We start from the raw sequence: 26,218 nt of genomic DNA, 5'->3' as shown, positions 1-26,218 counted from the left end.
GAACTATACTCTAATAATATTCAAGCTCTGTGGATATAGTAAGCCCATATTCTGCCTTTTCAAAAAATGAACACGGAGGTTTAGCTGCATATGAATTCCAATGAGACCAACGGAACAAACGGAACAAATGTAAGTAATCCTGGGGATGCTAGCGATCTCCGCACAGCTTCGCAAGAAGCCGAGGTCACGTTAACGGACAGACAAGGTCATCCGATCTCAAACAATCAGAATACAAGAACGGTCGGCAGTCGTGGCCCTGCTACGCTGGAGAATTACCAATTCATCGAGAAAATAACTCACTTCGACAGAGAGCGTGTACCCGAGCGTGTTGTGCATGCCAGAGGCGCAGGGGCTCATGGTTATTTTGAGGCTTATGGAGCCTATGGAGAGGAGCCGATTAGCAAGTATACGAGAGCGAGGCTCTTCCAGAACAAAGGGCATCAGACTCCGGTATTCGTCCGTTTCTCCAGCGTTATCCATGGTGGGCACTCACCGGAAACCTTGCGTGATCCCCGCGGCTTCGCCACTAAGTTCTATACCGAGGACGGCAACTGGGATCTCGTGGGCAATAATTTGAAGATATTCTTCATTCGCGATGCCATGAAATTCCCGGACATGGTTCATGCCTTCAAGCCTGATCCGGTTACGAATATACAGGATATGGAACGATTCTTCGATTTCGTATCGAATACGCCAGAAGCGACACATATGATCACCTTCCTGTTCTCCCCATGGGGAATCCCCGCTAATTATCGCCAAATGCAGGGTTCAGGTGTCAATACATACAAATGGGTTAATGCAGACGGTCATGCTGTTCTTGTCAAATACCACTGGGAGCCGCTGCAAGGCATCAAAAATTTAACCCAGCAGGAAGCGGAAGAGCTGCAAGGCAAAAACTTCAATCATGCCACTCAAGATTTGTATGAAGCCATTAAGAAGGGTGACTTCCCTGCTTGGGAGCTATGTGTTCAGATCATGGAGGATGGCGAGCATCCGGAGCTGGATTTCGATCCGCTGGATGATACCAAGCTGTGGCCGCCTGATCAATTCCCGATGGTTCCAGTTGGGAAGATGGTTCTCAACAAAAATCCTGAGAATTATTTTGCAGAGGTCGAGCAAGCGGCTTTCGGAACAGGAGTGCTGGTCGATGGACTTGATTTCTCTGATGATAAAATGCTCCAAGGCCGAACGCTCTCGTATTCCGACACGCAGCGCTACCGCGTAGGCAGCAATTATTTGCAGCTTCCTATTAATGCACCGAAGAAGCGTGTTGCCACGAACCAGCGTGATGGCCAAATGGCCTTCTATGTAGATGTGGCTCCAGGACAGAATCCTCATATCAATTACGAGCCTTCCTCGCTGAATGGGTTAACAGAGGCTCCTGACTCGGGCAAGCCTCATGAGCCAAGCTATAACGCCAAGCTCGTTAGAGAGCCGATTGAACGGACGAACAATTTCGGTCAAGCAGGCGACACGTTCCGAGCGTTCGAGCCATGGGAGCAGAATGAGCTGATCAGCAACCTCTCCGCTGCTCTCGCTACCTGCAGCCCCGTCATCCAGGACGCAATGCTCTCCCATTGTACTGGGGCAGATGCCGAGTACGGCAGACGCTTAGCTGAAGCGCTGAAGGAGCGTACGCAAGCCTCACAAGCATCTGCACACATGGGAACTCCCGCTGCCCGAGAAGGCATGGAGCTGTCAGAGGAGCTTGGACACCGCACAGACGGCTATTAACATTACACATCTCTGTTTGGACATTCAGTAGAAAGAAACTCCTTTCGTTAATAACGAAAGGAGTTCTTAAATTCCGCTACTGCATGGCCCGTTGCAGCTAATAGCGAAAGCAAATACCTTAATAGCGAAAGTCGTTGCGTGACTTAAGAAATAAGTTACTCTAAACCAATAGGCAAGCAGCTAGCTTGGAGCATTAACGTAATCAGGTTCATCAACAGTGTAATTAGGTTCACTATTGGTAACGGACTCGTGAGAATACGACGGAATAACGCAGTGCTTCTCCACCACAAGCATGGATGATCGCTACCCTCGAGCGTGGCTAGATCGTAATTTTGATCAACACTTTGCCCTGCTTATATTGATAGAAGATAGTGCCTTTGTATTTCTGGACGGTTGTTTTGACAATCGTCAGTCCATTGCCTCGCGCACCATTGACGCCTGCTTTCGTAGTAAAGCCAGACTGGAACAGCTGCTGTTCCTCCTCGGCAGTCAGCACAGCTGAATTTTCTACTGTGAACTCATATCTATGCCCGACCGCTTTGCACGCCACACGAATTTCTCTTGTATACTCCTCCGGAACAACCACGACTGCCTCCAAAGCGTTATCCAATAAATTCGAGAATATTCTGACCAGATCAAGTGATTCCACTCTGGAGAATTCATTCCATTCCATATCGACATTCATTTGGATTTTTTTCGATTGGATGGCCTCATATTTACTCTGGAACAAGACCATTAGAACAGGATTTTTCACCTTCAGGGAAAGATCCAGTATATTCGCGCCGACAGATACCTCCTTCAGATAATCCCTCGCCTTCTCATGTCTTCCAATCTCAATCAGACCGCTAATCACCTGGAAATGATTCAACATATCATGTCTGCTCGATTTCACTGTCTCCATTACCTTAGTAAGCTCCTTGATATACAGCTTCTCAGTATCCTTCAAATCCTGATTAACCCGGAGCTTGTACCACTTATGCAGAATGAACACAACCGTTAGAAGCAGAACTGTGAAGAGAATGTCGATTAGTATAAACAGAGCATTGCTCTTAATCACTTGATTCCCTACCTGCTCCAGATCCCCAGCCGCAATATCAATCCCGACTATACCGATTAAGTCCCCTTCATCATTATATAGAGGATAACCAACTGATAAGTAAATCCCATTCAAGCTGTCATCAATTAATCCCGTGTAATAAGCGTGCCCTTGCTTTGCTTCATTTACTTCTCTGGGCGGAACCGTGCAAGGAAAGAAAATAGGTGGCTGCGGGATGCCTTCAGGAAAAGCCGAGATCATTACTTTGGCAACATCCGTATCATCCAGTGCAAGGAGATATACATACAAAGAATTGGTTTTCTCCCGATACTCACCCAAATATTTCGAAATATTCTGCCTAACCTCATTGTCAGCCGGTGCCTTCAAAAACTCCTCGTATGCCTCCGTATCCATACCTTCCGCAATCTTCTCGGCAATCCCTATATATTTCTTGGCAACAGCGACATGCGCCGACTTATGTATTGAATAATAAGAGTAGAACATTTTCAATCCTGTAAGTGTACTCAGAATGATGACTGCAATAACAATAAAATATATGATTTTTCTCCTTATATAAATGATATTTCACCCTTTATGTTGAATTATTCATGATGCAAGAATAGCATAACATATTATAATAATCTGTCACGTTACATATTATCATTTATTGATTTTTTAGATTCAGTTATAGGAATGTAATGGAATAGATAACATCCTCTTATACACAAAAATAAAGACAGCATATATCATTATGCTGCCTAGACTTGATGCCCTATTTTTTTATCAGGACAATAGCCCCGAGAAAGAAGAATGGAGAGATCTCTTGCTGCTATATGACTAGCTCCCCAAGCTTTATCAGCTCGACAACCGCTTGTGAACGACCTTTAACGTTCAATTTCTGCATGACATTGGAAATATGGTTGCGGACGGTCTTCTCGCTAATAAATAATTGCTGTGCGATATCTCTTGTTGTTTTATCCTGTACTAGCAGCTCGAATACCTCGCGTTCACGATGCGTCAGTAAAAACTTGCTCTTATGGTCGCTACCCTTCAATGTTTGTCACCCCTCCTTGCTCGGGTTTTTATGGTTTAACAAGGTTAAGGGATACAGTCAAATTATATTATGAAGGGGCTGCTGCAATGGTGCTGTACATAAGGAAATTGGGCGCATGTTGATTAGAATGAACTCATAAAAGGGCAACGATTTGCTCTTGTCCCACTACTTTCCTGCACCTTCACGGTTTATCCATTGATTAGACAAGCATTGGACATATAAATTTAAGGTTCAGCTAAGGTTTCCTCCGTAAAATTAAAAGCATCAACCCCACAGTTGATACCATATCTAGGACAGGCCCGCAGCAATGCGGGCCACTTTTTTTGTATACGGGACCTTTGTCCGATTTATCCGACCTATTCAACCAATGGAGCGTACTGCTCTTCATACTTCTAAACAAAACAAAACGACACCCAAATGAATGGGAATCGCTTGTTTCATTATCATACATAGCTAGAAGTCCGAATCCAGCAGCTGCTCCTGACAATCCATCATTCTAGCCAATGCGGATTTCGGATAGCCTAGCTCATCGGTTTTTGTACTGCACAGCCCGCAAGAGCAATGGATTTTGCCCTTAGCAAAGCTACCCTCATGCTTCACAACCCATCCCCAGTGTGAAGAAAGTCGTTTTTTACGCTGAATGACCCGATTTCTGTGATGCCGTACATAGGCTTTACTGCGATTTTTTCGGTAAGGCTTCATGCCATCACGCTCCCTTGGAAAAAGGCTCCGCCCGCAGGAGTGACCAAGGTATCAGACTGCTACGGGCAGAGCATGATGGTATTCCAGCTGATCGCCATACACTTTTCACCTCTTCATATAGTTAAGTTATTTCACTTCAATATGTATCCGCACCTATCAACAGTTATAGGTGTGTTTTGTCATCACATAATATCATTCATATTAATGAAGATAAAGACCGACTGCAATCAGTCGGCCCGGCATAATTCCTATTTAACGGTTGCGGTCGAAAATAGTATTGCTTTTCATACCATCTGCTGCATTGGCTGGGAATAGACGCTCCACCATCCCATTGAATTCCGCTACAAAGCCTTGAATCGGATGACCTAACCGTACATCATTCATATAACCGTTCATCCGGCCGACAAAGTCCGGGTTAGCCGATACATACACATTTTCTACCTTCGGATACATTCGTTTCACTTCTCGGGCAATACTAGCCTTAACCTCATCCGTCAGAGAATCTTCTCCTGTGGACATCGCACTCATTTTTCTATGCGTGCTCGTTACTCCATTGGTACGGCTTAATTCCTTGGGATTCGTGTCATTGTAATGATCTGCGAATGATACCGCGACATAAGCATTGTTATTGCTCAGCATGACATAAGCAGATTTAACCTCGTTCATACCAACAAGCTTCTCAGCGATCTTGTCGCTCATTTCGATTTTATAATTCTGATGATTCCCGACAATATTATTGCTGTTTAATCTGCGGCCATCTACACGATTCATGTCATTCATCTGGTCATTAGCGAACTTCTTGTCCGTTAGTTTATTGACATTGTTATTCAAGGCATTATTTTTAATTGTATTGTTTCCATTAAGCATATTTCCATTAGCATCATACCTTACGCTATTGGGGCGAATATTACGGTTCCCCAGGTCTCCCTGATTGCTCGCACATCCAGTTAACATAGCCGTCAACGCTACACTCGCCGAGATCAATATAAATTTATTCTTCATGTAATTCGCCAGCCTCCACTCAAGTTGTATTCAGGCCTCATACCCGATATTAGCCTGTGCGGATTCGCTTGTCGATATTCGCTGACGGCTCTTACAGTGCTTGACAAATCGATTGTAAATGAGTAAATTATTATCAGATATTAGTATCTGGTACTAATTATAAAAAAGGAGTGGTTAATGATGACGACCCTTATTCAATCAAATGCTATAATTACGGCTATAGGCACTTATGTACCAGAACGTATTCTTACAAATGCAGATTTGGAGAAGCTGGTTGAAACCTCGGATGAATGGATTGTACAACGAACAGGTATCCGGGAGCGCCGGATTGCAGCCGAGTCACAATATACAAGCGATTTATGTATGGAGGCCGTACGTGATTTAGTGGCAAGGTATCATACTTCCGTCTCCGATGTAGACTATATCATTGTAGCTACCTCCACCCCGGACAGCTACGTGCCGAGCGTAGCTTCACGTATACAAGCGCAATTCGGAATGCCGAATTGCGGTGCTGTCGATATTGGAGCAGCCTGTGCCGGATTTACAGCAGCTATACAGCTGGCTAATGGACTGCTCTTGTCAGGCTTGTACCATAAAATTCTCATAATTGGAGCTGAAACCTTGTCCAAAGCGACAGACTACACCGATCGCACCACTTGCATTCTATTCGGTGATGGTGCAGGAGCGATATTAATGGAGGCAAGAGAAGACGCTGAAGGCGATATCATTGCCGCTGCATCAGATACGGACGGAAGCGGCGGCCATCTTTTGTACAGAAGCAGCTTAGCTACTACTATTGGCAGTCAGGAAATCATCGGAACGAGCAATCTTGTGCAGAATGGCCGTGAGGTCTACCGGTGGGCAATCAGTCATGTTTCGGCTGGCATCATTAAGCTTCTTGAAGGTAGTGGTCGGAGCACCCGTGATATCGAATGGTTCATCCCCCACAATGCCAATCAGCGAATAATCGACGCACTCTGTGAGAGAACCGGATTTATGCAGGAGCAAGCGTTGTCGAGCATTGAACATTATGGAAATACATCAGCGGCATCGATTCCGCTTGCTCTAGATGCCGCTGTCAAAGAGGGACGTATCTTGCCAGGCCATCAACTGCTCCTATATGGCTTTGGAGGTGGACTGACGCAATCAGGTGTAATTATTCGCTGGTCTATCCCAGCAAGGGCTTAGACGCTCAAATGATCGGGGAACAATACGCTGAGCATCGTATGGATCCGATTCGCATACGTATGCTCACGCAATGTTCGGTACATGCCGCGCATTGCAATTTCCTTTCGCTCCTGCTCATGGTTTAGATAATAATCCAGCTTCTCGATCATATCCTGAGGCGAGGAATACGTAACGATCTCTACACCAGGCGTATAGAAGGAAGCAAGATCCTCCCTCTCATCTGTCAATTGCATAACCGCGCAAGCAGATATCTCGAAGGTTCGGGGATTGGGTGATGCAGCAGGGATGCCGATGATATTGCTATTGAATGTCTTATCATCATATGCGCGGTGCATATTGATCACAATTTTGGAAGCATTATAGGCATGAGCTGTTTCTTCTGGCCCCATCCAATGGTCCATCCTGATTTTGGAAGCGAGCAGCTCATATTGATCAAGCCGATCCCACCATATGCCGGATATGAGCGTGTCTTTCGTGGATAGATAAGATGCCGCTTCATTGAAGTATTGCACCCTATTCAAATAAGCAGAGCCGATGAAGGAAATTTCCTTGCGGCTCGAACGCTCTGGATTAGCTGGCCGGAATTGGGAGGGCATCACACAGAATGGCAGGTAATGAACGCGAGGACAGCCAAGCTGCTGATAATATACAACGCTATTCTTCTCCAGCGTAAAGACCTCATCATAATGTGGTACTAGGGTTGAGGTAATGTCCGTATAATAAGGGTCATCGGTCAGCCAAATGGCGGTGCGGATTCCCTGCTCTCGCATAGCGATCACTTGGTTGATGTCGAATTGCAAGCCATCCAGAACGATGACGATATCAGGTCTTAGAACAGCTGCAATCTCAGCAACAGGCTGCTGGGAAGTAACCACTGTTAATTGCTGAACGAACGTTGACAGCGTTATTCGAACCGCTTCATCGAGCGGCGAATAAGGGAAGCCTTTCCCCGTCTCCACGAACAGTACGTGAATAGGCCAGACAGCCGCTATCGGCTGAATTCTGCTCATGACCGACTCACATTGCCCGTACCAATGTCCATGCTCCCATCCGCTGCTGTAGCCATCAGCACGCCCCAGTTCCAAGGAGTAGTCCCGATTCTTATTCTTCTTCACCGATCCGGCAGCATTCACTGACTTAACCAACTTAATCACTCCTTCATTATGAGTTTGTAATGAGCTGCAGCAGCGTTCCTATTCTTGTAGTAAAGGTATGATCATTTAACGTCCGAATATATCCCCTCATTGCGATCTGGCGGCGCTCCTCTTCATGCGATAAGTAATACTGGATTTTGGAAGCCAGCTCCTCTGCATTCCCGAAGGTTTCGATCTCATAGCCAGGCCGATAATAGTGAGTGAGATCCTCACGCACATCTGTCAATTGAAGCGTAGCGCAGGCTGCTATCTCATACGTCCGCGGATTAATGGATAGCCCCGGGTACTGCAGCGAGTTGAAATTGTCGAGGCCTCCTTCCGTCGTTCGATGCATGTTGATTACGATCTTGGCGCCATTATAGAAAAGTGCGGTCTCTTCAATCGGTACCCAGCCCAGCCTTATGAAGTTCTTCAGGCTGGAATAATGCTGCAGCCGCTCCCATAGCCCACCAGCTATAAATACTCTTCTTCCACTCAGCTGCTTCGCAATCGCATCAAACAGCTCTACCCGATTCCAGAATGCCTGACCAATAAAACATATATCGCTTGTATACTCAGGCCCTACCTTTATTGCTTTGTATATATTTTCATTAACAGCCAGCGGCAAATAATGGACTTGAGTACAGCCCAGCTCTTGGTACAACGATATTGTGCTCAGCTCATGCGTCAGCACAATATCATAATGCGGCGCTGCCAGAGCCGTATCTGACGTCATATACGGGTCATCAACGAACCAGACTGCCGTGCGAATGCCAAGGCCCCGAACCGCATCCATCTGCTCCAGATGATCATCTGGGAATACATGCAGTCCATTTAATACCAGCACGAGATCTGGATGCAGCTCAGCTGCTTGCTGAGCGATTCCAATACTATCGCCTATGAGAGGTTCCAGTATAGAGGCCTGCAGCGCCTCAATAATGCCTCTATCTATCGCTTCAAAGCCTTGCGGTATATACAATATCCGTAGAGGAAGCTTTTCTGGTGTTGCCTTGATGGCTGCCTGCATGATCGCTTGAGAGGCTCCATTTCTCCAACCTGCATCATAACCGACCGCATGGCCCTCACTTCTTCCAAGATCATAGAGCATATTCCCCTTGTCCCTTGCTCTCGAGACCATTCATTCACCGCCTTAACGTATAATGGTCTATTCTTCATCCTATACTCTCTTGTAACTATATGCCTGGAGGGTGAAATGCTCATCGTCACTTGTCCCCTATCATGAAAAATTGGCGTTTGACCCGTCATATAGAGCCTGCTTTCTCTTCCCATCACACAAAAAAGCCTTATCCTCTGTCACCCTTAGAAAGTGGGTGAATAGATGATAAGGTCTAATTCGATACCTATTGCGGCGTGCTGACCGTTACGGCGCCTGCTCGTAAGCCAGCTGATGTCCGTCCTCGAAGCCTTTGGCAAAGCCTGCGTTATACCCATCGTTATAGGTCTGATTAAAGCCATCGTTATAGCTTTCTTTGTTCAATCTTCTATTCCTCGTAGTTGGCTTACGTCGACGTATCGTACTCTTCCTGGTTCTCTTGCTGGCAGGCTTGCGAGCAGATGGTACCGTACGCCTGCCAAGCCTCCTTGAACGCGTCTTCCGTTTCGTTCGCCGACTGCGAACAACGGACTTTTTTTTCTTTTTCACAACGATTTCCTCCCGTTCATATCCGAATCGTGTGATGCCAAGCTAAGCTGTGGATTAAGCCAAGGGCTTACTGGATGGCCCATACGAATACGATTACGCCGTAGAGACAATCCAGTTACCGTCTCCGCCATTGCTTCCTGCATAGCTGTCAATACAACAATGTTCTCACCGATTCGCTGAGCTGTCCCCGTGGAGACTTCCGATATGAATGCTACACTGTCTAGTATTCTAGCCAGGGCGAGTTGGCTTTTGGCAATTGAGGACAGAAGCTCCAGCTTCACCTGATCTTCTTGAGCATGTAGCCGAATCAATCTGAGTCACCGAGGTTTCGTCCGCCGAACTGGAAGTCCTGGCCATCAGAATTGTTACCATCTTCTGAGTCATTGCTCAGAACCGCCCGCAGAACCGACACAATGCCTTGGCTCATTTTATTGACGCCATCAAGCACCTCAATAATTTGATCATGCAGCTGCAAAGACTGCTTAAGCTGTGTATGCTCACCAAGGAAGGAGTCGGCCGTAATATGATTACAGATCCAGTTACGCGCTTTCTCCGCTTCTTCCGCTTTCGCTTCCAATATAATGGCGACGTTCCACTGCATATTGGCGGTGGCACCCAGCATACGCATATATGCCTGATCGCGATCCATTATGCACGCTCCCCTTCCTGCTCCTTATTCCTCATCTTCTGAATCCAGCTCACGAATCATGAATGTTAATTGAACGGCAAGCGTCTCCTGCAGCTCCGCAATGCTATTCAAATAGGAGATCACGCTCCCAAGCAGCGTTTGAGAATTATCGAGCAGCCCGTCAGTCCCTCCAAAATTCGGATTTTCATCTGGCAGCGCCTTAATAACCTCCGTCATTCTCACCGCAACGTGACGCTTCGCCTCTACAATTCGAGCCATCTGGCTATGTGAATGCGATAAATGTGTTATTATCTCTGTGACGATCTGCTGCATGCCACTATCCCTCCAGATTGTTCCTAACGATGATCACGGTTGTTAACAGCATATGCTGGGTTTAGGAAGGTGATACTTGCTCACCTGTCATAGCACCTGACGGAGCTTGACTGGAGGGATTAGCGGAAGACCCTCTGGCAGCGCACTCCACTGCTGAGCAGTAAGAGAAACATGCGGCCTAGTATTCAGCCCCCATCGATCAGCCGAAGCTTCTGTTATTATCTTCCTCTTCCATCCATGCTCCATATAATACAAGAAGCCGTCCAGACCGCTTGCAACTGTACCATGAAGGGAACCGTTAAGCCCCCCGGCATGAATATGCATCCATTTGTCCATCGCAGTTACCCCGCTTAACTCCTCAGCGATCGGCCAGCGCCGCACATCAACCTGAGGTAGTCGGGTTACATGCCCTGTCCATTCTCCTTGGATAGGATGCCTGCGACCATTCTCAATCCAATAGACTGTATCGCCGACACCTTGGACCGCAACACTATCAGGATAGAAAGCCGCCTCGCCTTTGCTAGCTTTATAATGATCGCCATCGCGCTGCTGTTCATTCTGCTTAATCTGGTGAATCCATTCATAGGGGTTGCTCCACTTATTCATATAGAACACCATATTACGATTATTCACTTCCTCGAGCTGATTGCCCAGAGCCTTAATACTTACACTGCCATAATGATGAATGAAGCAATCATGTGCAATGACGAGTGAATACCCTTGCAATCGTACCCGAATATTATAATCATCATCTTCAAAGTTGCCGAACTCGAACCCTTCATCCAGAAAGCCCGTTTCCTCCCACAGCTGCCTGCGGAATATAAGGCAGAATCCCGTTAGTCTATCTGTCCTCTGCCATCTCTTCGGATCTGCAATATTGTTCATCCTGGCGAACGCCGGCATATCATCGACATGACTATATGGAACCTTAACCTGCTGATCACCGCTAATATAATTCGTAACCGGACCTACCATGCCAATCTCAGGACTGCTGTTCAAGCAGCCAAGCAGATTCTCCAGCCAGTTATCCGTCACGAGAGTATCGTTGTTCAGAACGAGCATCGTCGTTCCTTTGGCCATCATCAGCCCCCTATTAACCGCACCGGAGAACCCATAGTTTTCTGGTAAAATGCAGTATCGGACCTGCCCATCCAGTTGCCGCAAATAAGCCGCCGTCTCATCAGTCGAAGCATTGTCCACCACTATGATTTCATGAGGAAGCTCCGTATTCTCGATAATGCTGTCTATGCATAATTTCAAATAACCGGCTTGATTGTAGCTCGGTATAATGATACTGGTCCCTTCAAAAAGCGTATCATAGCAGCCGAAGCCGGCTTGAACGCCTTGGCTGTAACCTGCTTCCATGCCAGCCTTATAGCTGGCCTCGCGCTTACTGAGCTCAGATTGCGCGAATGGCCGGGATTTGAGACGGCGGGCACGCCGCTTAGTTCGTCTCATCGCTGATCTCTCCAATCTATTCAAGTTCCTCCCTGAGCCTTGCCGCTGCCTCTTGGAGCGATTCGAATGTGCCTGCATCCGTCCACCAGCCTGTCAACGTCCGATAGGTTAATAGACCGGCTTCTGCATACACATTATTGAGATCGGTAATTTCCAGCTCTCCTCGATCGGAAGGCTTAATATGCTCAATTAATTTAAATACATGTGAGTCATACATATAAATGCCAGTCACGCACAGGTCAGACCTCGGCTCTGCAGGCTTCTCTTCAATACGTTGAATAGAACCTGTTGCATGGAAGATCGGGACACCGTAGCGCTCTGGGTCCTGTACTTGCTTGAGAAGAACCATCGCCCCGCCTGGTTGACGCTCATACATCTCGACGAACGGAGTAATATCTTCTTCGAATAGGTTATCGCCGAGCAGCACAATGAACTTCTCACCCTCTGCTATGAATGGACGTGCCAGCTGCAAGGCTTCAGCTATGCCTCCCGCTTCTTCCTGTATTCGATAGGTAATAGAGACATTCATTTCACTGCCGCTTCCCAAGTATTGAATAAACATACCGGCGGAATGTCGACCGGTGACTAGTAGAATTTGTTCAATTCCGGCTTTTCTCAATCTATTGATTCCATAGTAAATCATAGGATTTCGGCCGACCGGAAGCATATGCTTATTCATTAGAGAGGTTAACGGCTTAAGGCGTGTTCCTGTCCCTCCAGCCAGAATAACTGCTTTCACTTATAGACCTCCTTAAAGCCCGCAGTGCAGCAAGCATAATCATCTGCCCAAGCCACCTCTGCCTCTTCATACTACCGCAAATATTTATAATGCCATTTCACGCCTGCGATTGTGATCTTCATAACCGCCCCGATCATCCGTCTGCGAAATAACCCAATGAATAGCCTCCAAATGATCGCCCATGATGAGGTTCTCAAGTGGATTACGTCTTTCCCTTCCTGTCCTCCGCTTATTGATCCGGCCCACATTGACAGAATGAACCGCGGACACTTTCAGTCCTTTTAAAATAGCTTTGGCATGGGCAAGCGGTGGAACAGCCAGCGCATCCGCTCCAATCACTTGCAGACATCTCCGGCTAATGGCATGCGGAACTGCAGTGAATGAGACACCTTGTAGATCAGGCCGCCGCAGCATACTATTAAGGGCATGCTTGGCGAGCACAACGCTGTGCACAATCGACTTGCCGACTGGGCCGGAATAATCGTTCAGTGCCGCATCTACACCGCTCTCTTCCACTGCCTTAATAAAAGGACGCAGCTTCGACGCGGAGATGACCATATCTCCATCAATAAATAACAGCACATTTCCCTTTGCAGCTTGAGCACCTATACTTCTGCCAACATCATGCCCGAGCGGCTCGGCATAGATCAGCACTCGTGCCCCCATCCTCTGGGCGATTGCTGCTGAGCCATCCGTGGAACCGTTAACTACAACAATGACCTCGGTTCTTGGATGCACGCTAGCAGCCTCTCGAATGACACGCCTTATAGTAGAACGCTCGTTCATCACAGGTATGATGACCGATACTACTGGATCAGGATGCGGCATAAGCGAGGATAGCCTCTTGGACATAGACAGGCGTTCTCTCTTCCTCATGCCTATTGTACGTTTAGCACGTTTCATCCGCAGATTCACCTCGGTATATGTCCAGTTATTAAAGAAAGATAACGATTTACAACACATTGTATGTGACACACGAATACGCGCAACGGCATATGTACAACTCCCATGACGTCTGTCCCTCTTCATAGCAAAAAAATAGAGGGAGTGCGCGTCATGCACACAGCCCTCTTTCTACTAGACGGTTACAAGAGAAACCGTAATTAGTTCCCAATTGCAATCCAGTTAATACAGCCGTTCGGTTGCATACTTATTCGGGTACGGACTAATGAGATGATTGCGCTATCCCTTCTTTTGGATTGAATGACTGTATAGTAGGCAGACTGGTCACTCGATGCAACCAACACATAGTCTTCATTCGCAAATGGTGAATCAAAAATAATGATAATATCACAATGCTCATCCTGAGTTTGCAGCCTGTATGGGCTAAGACCGAATTGCTGTTTTACAATCCCAGTTGCATCAGGTGCAATGACCGGATTGAAGGATAGGGAGGACAATCCCAATGACTCTTCGGCATGCCCGCTTGTCATCGAGATTTCCTGAAGCAGCTCCGGTGCGAGCTTGCCTTTTGTAATCGCTCCGTCTGCTATATGCTCTCCAGCTACACTTCCGCTTGCCAGCTTGGCACTTGTCACGCTTGCATTGCCCAGCTTCGACTCCGTCACGCTCGCATCTCTTAGCTTCGCTTCTGTTACGCTTGCTGTACCCAGCCTTGACTCTGTCACACTGCCTTCGCTCAACTTCGCTTCCGTTACACTCTCATCCGCCAGCTTCCACTCTGTCACACTTTCGTCCGCAAGCTTCCATTCGTTGACGCTGCCATCTGCCAGCTTCGACTCCGTCACGCTCGCATCCGCCAGCTTCGCTTCTGTTACGCTTGCTATACCCAGCCTTGACTCCGTCACACTGCCTTCGCCCAGCTTCGCTTCCGTTACACTCTCATCTGCCAGCTTCCACTCTGTCACACTTTCGTCCGCAAGCTTCCATTCGTTGACGCTGCCATCCGCCAGCTTCGACTCCGTCACGCTCGCATCCGCCAGCTTCGCTTCTGTTACGCTTGCTATACCCAGCCTTGACTCCGTCACACTGCCTTCGCTCAGCTTCGCTTCCGTTACACTCTCATCTACCAGCTTCCACTCTGTCACACTTTCGTCCGCAAGCTTCCATTCGTTGACGCTGCCATCTGCCAGCTTCGACTCCGTCACGCTCGCATCTCTTAGCTTCGCTTCCGTCACGCTTGCTTCGCCCAGCTTCGACTCCGTCACGCTCGCATTCGCCAGCTTCGCTTCCGTCACGCTTGCTTCGCCCAGCTTCGACTCCGTCACGCTCGCATTCGCTAGCTTCGCTTCCGTCACGCTCGCATTCGCCAGCTTCGCTTCCGTCACGCTTGCTTCGCCCAGCTTCGACTCCGTCACGCTAGCATCGCTAAGCTTCGCTTCCGTCACGCTAGCATCACTCAGCTTCGACTCCGTCACGCTAGCATCACTCAGCTTCGACTCCGTCACGCTCGCTTCGCCAAGCTTCGACTCCGTCACGCTCGCACTCGCCAGCTTCGACTCCGTCACGCTCGCTTCGCCAAGCTTCGACTCCGTCACGCTAGCACTCGCCAGCTTCGACTCCGTCACGCTAGCATCGCTAAGCTTCGCTTCCGTCACGCTAGCACTCGCCAGCTTCGACTCCGTCACGCTAGCATCGCTAAGCTTCGCTTCCGTCACGCTCGCACTCGCCAGCTTCGACTCCGTCACGCTCGCACTCGCCAGCTTCGACTCCGTCACGCTTACTTCGCCCAGCTTCGACTCCGTCACGCTTGCTTCGCCCAGCTTCGACTCCGTCACGCTCGCATCGCCCAGCTTCGCCTCTGTCACGCTAGCATCGCTAAGCTTCGCTTCCGTCACGCTCGCACTCGCCAGCTTCGCTTCAGTCACGCTAGCTTCGCTCAGCTTCGACTCCGTCACGCTCGCATCGCAAAGCTTCGACTCCGTCACGCTAGCATCACTCAGCTTCGCTTCCGTCACACTAGCTCTCGCCAACTTCGACTCCGTCACGCTAGCTCTTGCCAACTTCGCCTCCGTCACGCTCGCATCGCTTAGCTTCGCCTCCGTCACACTAGCATCGCTCAGCTTCGCTTCCGTCACACTGGCATCACTCAGCTTCGCTTCCGTCACGCTCGCATCACTCAGCTTCGACTCCGTCACGCTTGCATCGCTCAGCTTCGCCTCCGTCACGCTCGCTTCGCTCAGCTTCGCCTCAGTCACGCTAGCATCGCTCAGCTTCGCCTCAGTCACGCTCGCACTCGCCAGCTTCGCCTCCGTCACGCTAGCATCGCTCAGCTTCGCCTCAGTCACGCTCGCATCACTCAGCTTCGACTCCGTCACGCTTGCATCGCTCAGCTTCGCCTCCGTCACGCTCGCACTCGCCAGCTTCGCTTCCGTCACGCTAGCATCGCTCAGCTTCGACTCCGTCACGCTAGCATCGCTCAGCTTCGCTTCCGTCACGCTAGCATCGCTCAGCTTCGCCTCCGTCACGCTAGCACTCGCCAGCTTCGCCTCCGTCACGCTAGCTTCGCCCAGCTGCCTGCTAGTAATTGTCGCAACCTTAAGCTTGAAGCCATCTATACTCTCATCAGACGCTCTGTCAAAAGACAGCACCTGACTTGTCAAATGTGCTGGCGTAATAGATCCTTTGCGGATGTGGTAGCCTTGAATCGTCTCCGCCTTCAGATGCTTCCCAGCAATCGTCTCAAGCTGCAGATGCTCACCCGTCACCGCATCATATGCCAGCTTAACAGATGTCACAGCACCGTCGATCAGAGTGTGGTCAGAGACGCTGTCCGCCGCCAAATGCTCATTGGTTATGACACCCGGCTGTAACTGCGCAGTCCCAACAGCAAGAGGTGCCAATTTATCATTCGTTACCGACCTTTCAGCCAAATGATTCGGTTGAATAGCATGCTGCTGAATAGCTGCGGAGGATACCGAATTATTCTGCAGCTGTCCGCATCCTACACTATCCGGCGCAAGCTTCGCCTCTGTTACGGATTGATCAGTCAAATGGATATCGTGAACACTATTCACAGCAATGTGAATGCCCAGCACAGATTCATTCGCCAGATGTCTACTCTGAATCGTCTCGTTCGCCAAATGTCTGCCCTGCAGCGCACCATTCGCCAGCTTCGATGGGGTTATAACGCCATCCTCCAGGGCATCCATGCCAATCGACTGACTTCTAAGATGCTCAGCACCAATTGAGCCTTCTTCTATATGCAGGCCAGTTATGGCTTTGGCCTGAATATGATTGCCTTGAATCGCTTCCGGGCTTATTGAGCTGGAATGAATTGATTCCGGAGATAGCTTCGCTGCTGTTACACTTTCATCTGCCAGCTTATCAGCTGTCACACTTTTATCGAGCAGCTTATCTGTCGATACCGACTCCGGAGACAGCTTCAGAGAATTGACCACATGATCGGCCAGATGATGCGCGAACACGACACCAGGAGCGAGATAACGCTCGGTTACCACTCCAAACGCCAGCTTGCTTCCTGTCACTGAACCGTCTTGAAGGGCGTTCGTACCAATTGCATTAGCCGCCAAATGCTGCTTCTCAATAATGCCATTCTGCAGATGGGAACCAGATACAGACTCTGCAGCTATAGCATCCTCCGTCACAGAGCCAGCCGAGAAATGATAAGCTCGAAGCGCTTCCGGCGCTATTTTATGGAACGTAATCAGCTCATCCTTCAGATGCTTCGTTTCGATAGAGTCCGCTGTCAGCTTGGAAGCTGTTACAGCACCATCGGCGAGCTTGTTCCCTGTAATCGCTTGGTCAGCCACTTGTGAGGTGCCTACTGCTGCTTCCGATATATGCTCCTGCTTGATCGCTTTCATACTAATCTTGTCTTCATTAACAATACCATTCTGCATATGCCCTCGCTCAATCGATTCAGGCTGCAGCTGACTGCTGGATACCGACCCATTAGCAAGATGACGATGCTGTATTTGCCCATCTGACACTTTGTCAGCTGTAATGCTCGCTCTTCCGAGATGACGGTTGTGTACAGCATCCTCCGCTAGCTTAGCCGCTGTAACACTCTGATCTGCAAGCTTAGACACCGTTACGGAGTGATCAACCAGCTTAATGGTGGACACGGATTGATCCAGCAGCTTGGAGGCTGTGACCGATTGCTCAGCGAGATGACTGCTTTGAATTTGCTTGGGTGCGATATGTGCGCCTTGTACGGCCGCTGCCTGCAAATGGGTTGAATGGATTGACCCTGCGGCGACGCGGTCTGCGTCGACTGCTCCGAATTGCAGCTCTCTTGTTCCCACTGCCCCTTCGGCTAGATGCTCGGAGTCGATTGCGTCCGGGGCCAAATGCTTTCCCTGTACGACACCTACAGCAACATGCTCGGCCAGCAGTATACCCGGCTTCAGATGAATGGAATCTACAGCCTCAGCTGCAATCTTGTCGCTGCTTACAGCCCCGTCTCTGAGCTTGGAGCGTGTCACCGAGCCTTCCGCAAGCTTGGAGTTGTTGACAGCTTCATTAGCAATATTTTCCGCTTTCACTGCCCCGCTTCTAATCTTGTCAGACGTAACCGCATGACTATCCAATAACTGCTCGGTAATGAGAAAATGCTTCAAGTGCTTCGTTTCAATAGAGCCCTCTGCAATTTTATGGGAGCTGATCGTCCGGTCCGCAAGCTTATCCGACGTGATGCTGTTATCCTCAAGCTTCGTTCCGCTAATGGAATAATCGAGAATTTTGCCTCCGGTAATCGAATTGTTGGTCAGATGCTCGCCACTAATCGATTCCGGCTTTATTTTGGCGCCAGTAACCGCTCCGTTAGCGATATGAATGCTGTCTATTGCATAGTCTGCGATAGATGAAGAGGTGATGCTTCCTGCCTTCAATTTATCGCTATCGATCGCTCCGGTAGCTATCTTATTGCCTGTAACCGCTCCTTCTACCAGATCATCGGTATAAATAAAAGGACGCGGCTCATATAAATCCTGCTTTTCCACAAGCTTCTCCAGCTTCTCTTCATAGCTCGGCTGGACATAAGCTGTGATCTCCTCAACAAGATGATCGATTTCAGGCTGCTGCTCGCTGACATAGGGCTCCTCCATTACGAGCTGCGTGTAGAGCTCATTAGCCGGTGGAGCTGATATCGCGTTAATGTTGACCGGTTTAGTATCCTCCTGCTCGATAATAGGTGTCGGTTTTGGTGAGATAACCTGGGCCTTTGTTTTGTTTTTATTCAATTCATCCAGCCACTTTAATTCGGAAGCATTCGGATTATCGACATAAAAAAGCGGCTTTCGCCCTTTTGGGCTTTTCGACTTTCTGCTTTTTACCATTGTCCTCTCCTTCTTCCAGCTCAATTGTCTAACGTAATATATGCACTAACCTATAGGCTCGCTACTAACGAATACATAAGGATGAGCAGAAGAAGGCGCTCGAGCATTGCTGCTTGAGCGCCTTCCTCTTATCATTCTAACAAGCTCTACTTCTTGACTGAGGCATGAATATGCTTATTATCCTCATAGAATACCCAATCGAATCCAGCATCGACAGCTAACTGTCCAAGTCTACCCAGCTTGCCTCCATCAAGATCGCTCACCGTCATATCGGCTCCGCGGCCCTCATAATGTGTGCTTGTGGGGCTATGCTCGTTGCTCTCGTCCCAGCATTCCGTTATTCTAACCTTCTTACCGGGCCACTCTGTCTTAACAAGCTCAGCAAGCTTGTTAAGCTTCTCCTCCATACGAGGAGTCATAAGCTTATCTGCTGCAGTAGCCTCTTCATCCTTGAATATGATATCCGCATTCGTGTTTTGGACGAGAGCATCGAACTCTGGCGTTCCTCGTACGACCTTAGCGGCAATGGCGCCCACCGCATCTAATTCACTCGTATTTGGCACTTTATCATATAACTTCAGCACCGGCTTGGAGGGCTGTACGACTGGAACTGTCGCTTGTGCCGTACCCGTCACCTTGGCACTGTTGGCTAGAGGCGCATTGGTTGCTACATCATTGCTCTTGCCAAGCGGCTTCGGGATACCGTTACTCATCCGCTTTATCCTCGGCGACTTGTGCACAGCTTGTTGGAGGATAATACAGCTTGGCAAATATATCGGCAACAGCACTATCACGGTTATTCAGTATTTGTTGTGCCTGATCCTCACGCTGCTGACGCTCCCGCAGCAGATCATTCTCCAGCTTCTTGGTACGTATCGTTTCTTTTTGCAGGCTTTCCGAATATTCATCAAGCGCATTGCCCTGCCCCAGCAGTGCCTCTACGATAATGCCCTCCGTTCGAAGAACATGCTTATTCGCTGCTGTAATAATACCTGCAACCTGAATTTCTGTACCTGTCGCTTCGTCCTTGTAGGTTGACGTGTAATCCTTCTTCACCCGCAAATAATTGGAATAAGGGACATCTTTTCCTTCAACATCCTTCATCACAACATCCTCAACAAATGTATGATGCCGATCCTTATAATCGAACACATTCACAAGCTGATGCAGGATAGACTTGCGAACAAGCGCTCTTTTGTCAGCTACAATGGTGTCGTTAAGCAGTGCATCCAGCTGAGGAAGCGTCGCTTCACGATAAGACGGCACTTCCTTGCCATTGATCGTGTCGACACTGAAATATCCGATCCGGATATCTGTCAGATGAAGAAGAGTAATGAACTCTTGGTTCATTTGGCGGAATACGAAATTCAACGTCCGACCAACGTTAATATTCTCGATCTCCCTCACAATGGCCGTTTCTTCAGAGGAGGTGGTTTTCTGCTCATAGCTGGTATTGATCTGCATATCACGGTTGGATGATGCTCTAGCTACGTGCTTCTGAACAGCATTGGACATGTTTTTGGCAAATTCCTCACGAGCGCCATTCGTCCCGCCGCTAACCTCACCGTTAATAGATGCGCTACCGAAGCCCCAGCTTGCCTTGGCCTCCGCACTCACCTTATATTTAAAGCTTTCCTCGTACCCTTTTCTATTGGATTGCTCGTTAGCCATCGATTTCTCCAAATCTGTTGCACTCTCATCCGTGAATGAATCCACTACACTAGACGCACTCTTGGATGTGGTCTCGCTCTGGGTATAGCTTCGCACACTTATCTTGGATTTCTCCCCTGGAAGAAGTGAGAACGTCTTCAGCGTCCGCCCCGCTCCATAATTGCCTAGATAAGAAGACAGCTGGTATTGCTCAACAATAATAAGCCGCTTCAATCTGGAGACTACCTCCGGCATAATGACGACTTTCACAGCTACAGTTGTCTCTGCTATATTGCCTGCCATATCTGTCGCCTTAACATGAATCGTTTGGAGTCCTGCTTCTCTGATGAGCAATGACCCTTTCCACTCCGACCAATCGCCAGAAGCTTTGGGCTGAGCTTCAATATATACAGGGCTTGAACCAAGTGAGAGCTCTACCTTCCGAATAGCATTCTCGTCCTGAGCCGTGCCTGTCACCTCAACCATTGCACCTTGAAGCTCACTGCCTGTCACTTCGGAATTGCCAAGCGGAGTGGCGATCATTACTCTAGGGTTTGTCGTATCCACACTTACCGTCATGCTGTGATGACTTGTATTGTTATTGCCGTCGGTAGCCGTAGCAATCAGCGTATGTGTCCCTGCTGCAAGGGTAATCGTCTTAAACCAATTCACCCATCCATTTCCTGTATCTGTAAGAACAGGGGCCTGCCCATCTACAGCAAGCTCAACCTTAGTGAGCATCTTATTATCGGATGCCGTTCCTTCAATCTTCAAGGTAACCGGGCTTCCTTTGCCAGACAGCATTTGACCGGCTGCAGGAGATGTAATTTGAACAGAAGGAAGCTCGGTGTCGGGCTGTGGAGCAAGGACCACATTCACACTGATTTGCCGCAGGCTTGTTTTCCCACCGCTATGAGTTACCCTGGCTGTAAGCTTGAGAGCCCCTGCTGTCGTCACCACTACGTTCGCTAACGTCCAGGTTGCTCCTGTTAAGGAAGCTAACTGGAAGATTCCGCTGCCTACCTGAACTTCCACTTTCTTAACAGTTCCGTCACCGGAAGTTACAGCAGCCGTACCTGTAATGTTGAGGGTGGCGCCTGCGAAAGGGCCGTTAATAGTTGAACCAGCTGCTGGCGATGCAATCTCAACGGACAATACAATGGGAATTGGGTCTGGATCAGGCTCCGGGTCAGGATCCTCAATTGGCCGCATGGCAACGATAGGCTCACCCTCTATCGATCGAAGTCCAGACGTGCTGGATACGAAGAGAGCTTCCTTATTCATCTCACTGTCAATATAGTTATACGTCAGATTTCCATTCAAGGAACGATAGAGATTAAGCTGCTTGCCCTGCTGCTCCATTCGTTCAACTTCCGCTTGATCGATCCCCAAGCTCTTCAGATCAGCTTGCGAAGGCACAGCGGCTTGTGCTGCGGCTGATTGCGCGGCCAGCAGCGATACCTCAGCAGCAGTAGGCTTGAAGTAGCTCTCTGCAAACTGCAAATCTATGAAATTTCTGCCGCTATAAGTCGTTCCTTCCGGAACATTGTAGCTTAATATAGAAGCCTGCCCTCCCGGCTGAAGCTTCATCATCGGTTCTTTGGACATTATGTTTCCTCCTGAATAATGGGATTGGATAGCATTTCACCGATTATCCTCCCCAGCTCCTCAGGCTCGTTCGCATGATTATACATGCCTAGGAACGCACTAGTCGCCTGTGGATGGAGAGCGATGAGGTGATTAACAGCCTCTTGCTCCGATGTTAACGGCACATTGCGAGTCATCTCACAGGCTAACCGGAACAGAGGCTGAAGCTTGTTATCCAGCTCGGTTGTATATTGCGCCGCCATCTTATCCCACGGAGGGTTCTCTAGACTATGCCTACCAAGTACATCTCTGAGCAATCTAGCACTAAATATGGCATCGTGCATGCCTTGACCTATAGCAGGGTCCTTGAAAGACAGTGCGTCACCAATTAGCGCCCAACCATTGCCCATCGCTTCGTACCAATCATTGTCATAGCCTTGCAGCCCGCGAATAGGACCCTCCAACCTAGCTTCCAGCATTCTTAGAGCGAATGATGTGCCTTCGAAGCCAGATTGAACAACTTCTCTCAGTCCCGCCTCCGGGTTCGCATTCATTCGGCTTAGCAGATCTGTGCGGTTCAACGGGAACATGACTCCAACCACATGAAGCTGATCACTCGTCGGGAACACAATCGCCATATAATCCCTGATCTTATAAAATTCCGAACAAGGGCCATTTGGTTGATGATACCCCTTGATATAACAAACATAAGAAGCAAAGTCTGTCGGAACAGACTGTAGACATTGACTTCCTGCAAGAGTGCGTATGGTTGATCGTCTGCCATCTGCTCCGACAACAAGTCTTGCTGTATAAGTCCTAGTTGTGCCGACTGAATCGATGACTTCAACCCCCTTTACTGCCTGATCTTCCCGCAGCAGAGCGCTCACCCGACAATTTTGCAGAGCATGGACATGCTTCAACGAAGAGGCATGCTTGAATAAAATGCTGTCCAGATGTATCCGGCGTATACATAGGCAATCCGACTCTCCATTCACTTCAGGAAATACCCCTTCTATGATGGCATCATCCAGTTGGACATATGCCTGCTGGTACGTTGGTGTTCCTGTGGCGAGAAGCTCCTCCAGTACCCCCATCTCCCTCAGCATGGCTAGTGAGTTATTGAAGAAATTATGTGTCGACAGCACGTCGCTAGGGAAACGTGCTTTATCAATAAGCAGCACTTCGTAGCCAGCCTGCCCCAATTCATAGGCAAGCGTAGCACCTGCTATTCGAGCACCTACAATAATGACATCGTAATCCGTTCTCACCGTTCATTCTCCTCCTCTCTTCTTGATAGCCCCATCTTACCTCCGCAAGAGGATGGATCGCGTCTATCGAAAGATATAGAGGAGGGTTATAACTTCCCTAACAATCCGCTGCTCTCTGCAATTCGAATGGCCTGTACCCGGCCTTGAGCCTGCAGCTTGCTGTATACCCGATGGAGATGAAGCTTAACGGTTCCCTCCGTTAGAACAAGCTCAGCTGCAATAGCCTTATTCGACAGCCCCTGCGCCATCAGTATCAATACCTCTCTTTCACGATTGGTCAACGTATCTAATGAACGCCTTGATGATACGACGGCTGCCGGGTGTACCTCCTCTTCACCTTCACTTGCATACCTCTGCAGCATGTGAATAAATTCCAGCTCCTGTTCCGACCAGACAGATGTATGGGGAGAGACCGCATCATATTTGTTGAGCAGTCCTATGACAGCTTGGCCAGCATCCAGGAAGGGCCTGACGCAGCCAAGCTGACAGCCAATCCTGATTGCGATCACAAGAAAACGGCTGCTCTCAACCGAATCATCATTTTTCATATGAATCTCACTCAACAGCAGGAGCGCCTGAAGCTCACTTAATCGATTCTCTTGCGACTCAGCTATGGTTAGTGCATCACGCGCGCTCTCACAAGCGGCTTCTAGATCTCCTAATTGCATGAGAATTAGAATATAGATGAAATCGGTATGATTAGGGTAGAAAATACTTCTAGATGCTATCCGTTCAAACGTATCATATCTATGCTTAGTCACCCATTCTCGGGCATTCACATGGTCACCTAACTGGAGCTCGAGCTGTACCTTGCTTGCTATAAGCTTGCCATACCAGTCTGATGTATGCTGATGCTGACTTTGCAAGTGCCTCATTGCTTCTTCAAGCGCTTCTAGCGATGCTTGAATTCTCCGCTCTGCGACTAGAATATGGGATAATAGAATAACTGCAGGAACATAAGAACCAATTGTATTGAATTTTCGGCCTAATCGAATGGCTTCTTCCGCGTAGCTTCGCGCTTCTGGCAGCCTATTATTCAAATAACTAACCTCACCCATTGCGGTCTGCTGGTAGGAGGTATAGGCGCTCTCATGCAGTCCATTCTTCTCAATAAACGCTCCATAAGCGCGATGATACCTCTGCGCATAATCGATTCGTCCGTTAAAGCCTAGATTCCCACGAATGAAAGGCACTGTCCCCTCATTAAGCTCTAGTCCCATACTAAGCAGCAGCGGCGTCTTCGCATCGGGCAGATCCTCACGCTGACCATACTCTTCAATAAGCGCAAGTGCTCGTTCAAAGTTGCCACTCAAGATGGAATAAAAGTTCTCAATAATTTGAACCTCTTCTCTCATACGCGAATATCCTGAAGTCTCTTGCGGCTCAGCTTTCATCCTCTCAAGCGCGGCATTCAACTTAGGAAGCAGCAGCTCCGCTGATCCCTTCTGACCATCCATCAGATCAATCCAGAGCATAAGCAGCATATTCCCTGCCTCATTGCCCGTATGCTCGGATAAACGCGCAAGCCAGCGACGGAGAGTTACTGTTTCTCTGCTGTTCAGCCAGATGTGGGCATGCTGCTGAATCCATGCTCCTGCTCTTTGCTCATCTCCAGCAGAGAGAGCATGCTCGATAGCCTCCTCAAGAAAACCATGTCCTGCATACCATGCAGCCGCTCGACCATGCAGCACGGCGAGTCCGCATTGTTCATCACCGTGGAAGCTGGAACGTAGAAATTCAGCGAACAAATGATGATACCGATACCACTCCCGCTCGTCATCAAGCGGAATTAAGAACAATCCAAGGCGTACAAGCTCTTGAATGCGCTCTGCAGCATCAGGCTCATTCATAACCGCACTGCACAAGGAAGGGCATAGCCGATCCAGTATAGAAGTCTGATACAAGAAGCGTTTCGTTTCCTCTGACAAATGAGTGAATACCTCTTCCTTCACATAATCAGCCACATGCCGATTACGGCCGGACAAAGGCTTCATGATCCCTTTCATTTGTCCTGCAGAGTATGACAGGGCTGACAGCTGGAGCATCGCAGCCCAGCCTTCCGTGTTGCGCACCAGCAGATGAAGGATCTCGCCATCAGGCGCAGCCCCAGTCTTGTTATACCAATAAGCATTAATTTCGGAATCCGTGAACCGTAGATCAGACAAGCTAAGCTCATTGAGCTTCCCGTTAGCTCGCAGAGCACCTAGCGGTATGGGGATTTCATGTCGGCTGATTAGTGTAAGGTGAACCGTGGAGGGCAGTTTATCCAGCCAATCATAGAGCACATCATGTATGGATTGCGTTCGAATAGCATGATAATCATCCAGTACCAGCATGACAGGCTCTTCGTCGTGTGACCGTTCAATTAGTGCATGTAGAAGCTGAGCAGCTATTCTATCGGCAGATTCGAATCCACCTTGGCCCACTTCCGCATTCAGACTGACATGAAGGGCCTGCTCCACCATACCTGCCAGATAACGCCAAAACCGCAGCGGATCGTTCTCTTTGGCATCGAGTGACAGCCAGCCATTCCTCAGTCCAGTCTGTCGAATCCATCCGCTAATAAGTGTAGATTTGCCGAATCCAGGGGGCGCAACAACTGTCGTTAGACGAGCATTCAGAGATTGCTCGAGCTGTGGATTCAGTCTGCTCCTTGCCATGTATGTGGAGCTGTGATCAGGCAAATAAAGCTTCGTTCTCAGAAGTCCCTCAACCTGATATGGCTCTGTTAGATTACGTTCGTACGTCATTCGCCCTCTTCCTTTTCTCCATATTTTCCATTT

Annotated in this window: 20 protein-coding genes; 2 read left to right on the top strand and 18 right to left on the bottom strand. The window is 48.7% G+C overall.

Annotated features, from left to right (window positions below; translation table 11 throughout):
* The first annotated feature begins 90 nt into the window (after positions 1 to 90).
* Positions 91 to 1,734: a catalase gene (locus AC6ESP_RS00680; RefSeq protein WP_497094744.1), complete on the top strand. Its 1,644-nt coding sequence runs from the start codon at positions 91 to 93 to the stop codon at positions 1,732 to 1,734.
* A 319-nt stretch (positions 1,735 to 2,053) separates the two neighbouring features.
* On the opposite strand, the gene AC6ESP_RS00675 is transcribed toward AC6ESP_RS00680, so the two are convergent.
* From AC6ESP_RS00675 to AC6ESP_RS00660, 4 genes are all read right to left on the bottom strand, one after another.
* Positions 2,054 to 3,274: a sensor histidine kinase gene (locus tag AC6ESP_RS00675; RefSeq protein ID WP_497094743.1), complete on the bottom strand. Its 1,221-nt coding sequence runs from the start codon at positions 3,272 to 3,274 to the stop codon at positions 2,054 to 2,056.
* A gap of 325 nt (positions 3,275 to 3,599) precedes the next feature.
* Complete coding sequence (locus AC6ESP_RS00670; protein WP_317964988.1) at positions 3,600 to 3,824, bottom strand: helix-turn-helix domain-containing protein; 225 nt, start codon at positions 3,822 to 3,824, stop codon at positions 3,600 to 3,602.
* A gap of 453 nt (positions 3,825 to 4,277) precedes the next feature.
* Positions 4,278 to 4,526, bottom strand: a complete 249-nt coding sequence (locus tag AC6ESP_RS00665; protein WP_497094742.1) for a hypothetical protein — start codon at positions 4,524 to 4,526, stop codon at positions 4,278 to 4,280.
* A gap of 252 nt (positions 4,527 to 4,778) precedes the next feature.
* Positions 4,779 to 5,528 carry a YhcN/YlaJ family sporulation lipoprotein gene (locus AC6ESP_RS00660; RefSeq protein WP_497094741.1) on the bottom strand — a complete coding sequence of 250 codons (750 nt, stop codon included), beginning with the start codon at positions 5,526 to 5,528 and terminating at the stop codon, positions 4,779 to 4,781.
* 177 nt (positions 5,529 to 5,705) lie between these two features.
* Here AC6ESP_RS00660 and AC6ESP_RS00655 point away from each other — a divergent pair, with 177 nt between their 5' ends.
* The gene (locus AC6ESP_RS00655) at positions 5,706 to 6,716 is read left to right on the top strand and encodes a ketoacyl-ACP synthase III (protein WP_497094740.1); all 1,011 of its coding nucleotides are present in this window, start codon (positions 5,706 to 5,708) and stop codon (positions 6,714 to 6,716) included.
* Here AC6ESP_RS00655 and AC6ESP_RS00650 read toward each other — a convergent pair.
* From AC6ESP_RS00650 to AC6ESP_RS00585, 14 genes are all read right to left on the bottom strand, one after another.
* A complete protein-coding gene (locus AC6ESP_RS00650; RefSeq protein ID WP_497094739.1) occupies positions 6,713 to 7,861 on the bottom strand; it encodes a CgeB family protein in 1,149 nt (382 codons plus the stop codon). The two genes, AC6ESP_RS00655 and AC6ESP_RS00650, sit on opposite strands and share 4 nt — an antisense overlap.
* A 16-nt stretch (positions 7,862 to 7,877) precedes the next feature.
* A complete protein-coding gene (locus AC6ESP_RS00645) occupies positions 7,878 to 8,987 on the bottom strand; it encodes a CgeB family protein (RefSeq protein WP_497094738.1) in 1,110 nt (369 codons plus the stop codon).
* 243 nt (positions 8,988 to 9,230) lie between these two features.
* Positions 9,231 to 9,512, bottom strand: coding sequence for a hypothetical protein (locus tag AC6ESP_RS00640; RefSeq protein ID WP_497094737.1), 282 nt, complete (start codon positions 9,510 to 9,512; stop codon positions 9,231 to 9,233).
* Entirely contained in the window at positions 9,509 to 9,823 is a 315-nt protein-coding gene (locus tag AC6ESP_RS00635; protein WP_497094736.1) for a hypothetical protein, read from the bottom strand. The genes AC6ESP_RS00640 and AC6ESP_RS00635 overlap by 4 nt, the downstream gene beginning before the upstream one ends.
* Entirely contained in the window at positions 9,820 to 10,161 is a 342-nt protein-coding gene (locus tag AC6ESP_RS00630; protein ID WP_497094735.1) for an alpha-helical endospore appendage domain-containing protein, read from the bottom strand. Before AC6ESP_RS00630 ends, AC6ESP_RS00635 begins: the two co-directional genes overlap by 4 nt.
* A 24-nt stretch (positions 10,162 to 10,185) precedes the next feature.
* Positions 10,186 to 10,473, bottom strand: a complete 288-nt coding sequence (locus AC6ESP_RS00625) for a nucleoside-diphosphate sugar epimerase (protein ID WP_497094734.1) — start codon at positions 10,471 to 10,473, stop codon at positions 10,186 to 10,188.
* An 87-nt stretch (positions 10,474 to 10,560) separates the two neighbouring features.
* The gene (locus tag AC6ESP_RS00620; protein WP_497094733.1) at positions 10,561 to 11,931 is read right to left on the bottom strand and encodes a glycosyltransferase family 2 protein; all 1,371 of its coding nucleotides are present in this window, start codon (positions 11,929 to 11,931) and stop codon (positions 10,561 to 10,563) included.
* Between the two features lie 16 nt (positions 11,932 to 11,947).
* Entirely contained in the window at positions 11,948 to 12,670 is a 723-nt protein-coding gene (locus AC6ESP_RS00615; protein ID WP_497094732.1) for a sugar phosphate nucleotidyltransferase, read from the bottom strand.
* Between the two features lie 84 nt (positions 12,671 to 12,754).
* Complete coding sequence (locus tag AC6ESP_RS00610; protein WP_497094731.1) at positions 12,755 to 13,573, bottom strand: glycosyltransferase family 2 protein; 819 nt, start codon at positions 13,571 to 13,573, stop codon at positions 12,755 to 12,757.
* Positions 13,574 to 13,773: 200 nt separating this feature from the next.
* Entirely contained in the window at positions 13,774 to 18,930 is a 5,157-nt protein-coding gene (locus tag AC6ESP_RS00605) for a pentapeptide repeat-containing protein (RefSeq protein ID WP_497094730.1), read from the bottom strand.
* 146 nt (positions 18,931 to 19,076) lie between these two features.
* The gene (locus AC6ESP_RS00600) at positions 19,077 to 19,643 is read right to left on the bottom strand and encodes a hypothetical protein (protein ID WP_497094729.1); all 567 of its coding nucleotides are present in this window, start codon (positions 19,641 to 19,643) and stop codon (positions 19,077 to 19,079) included.
* Positions 19,636 to 22,188, bottom strand: a complete 2,553-nt coding sequence (locus AC6ESP_RS00595; protein ID WP_497094728.1) for an Ig-like domain-containing protein — start codon at positions 22,186 to 22,188, stop codon at positions 19,636 to 19,638. The genes AC6ESP_RS00600 and AC6ESP_RS00595 overlap by 8 nt, the downstream gene beginning before the upstream one ends.
* Complete coding sequence (locus AC6ESP_RS00590; RefSeq protein ID WP_497094727.1) at positions 22,188 to 23,435, bottom strand: FAD-dependent monooxygenase; 1,248 nt, start codon at positions 23,433 to 23,435, stop codon at positions 22,188 to 22,190. Before AC6ESP_RS00590 ends, AC6ESP_RS00595 begins: the two co-directional genes overlap by 1 nt.
* Positions 23,436 to 23,521: 86 nt before the next feature.
* Positions 23,522 to 26,185 (bottom strand): winged helix-turn-helix domain-containing protein, encoded by a 2,664-nt coding sequence (locus tag AC6ESP_RS00585; protein ID WP_497094726.1) that lies wholly within the window; start codon positions 26,183 to 26,185, stop codon positions 23,522 to 23,524.
* Positions 26,186 to 26,218 lie beyond the last annotated feature (33 nt).

The organism is Paenibacillus xinjiangensis (genome assembly GCF_059686975.1).
Note: the sequence above shows the minus strand (reverse complement) of the source record. Positions and strands in the feature narration are given on the sequence as shown.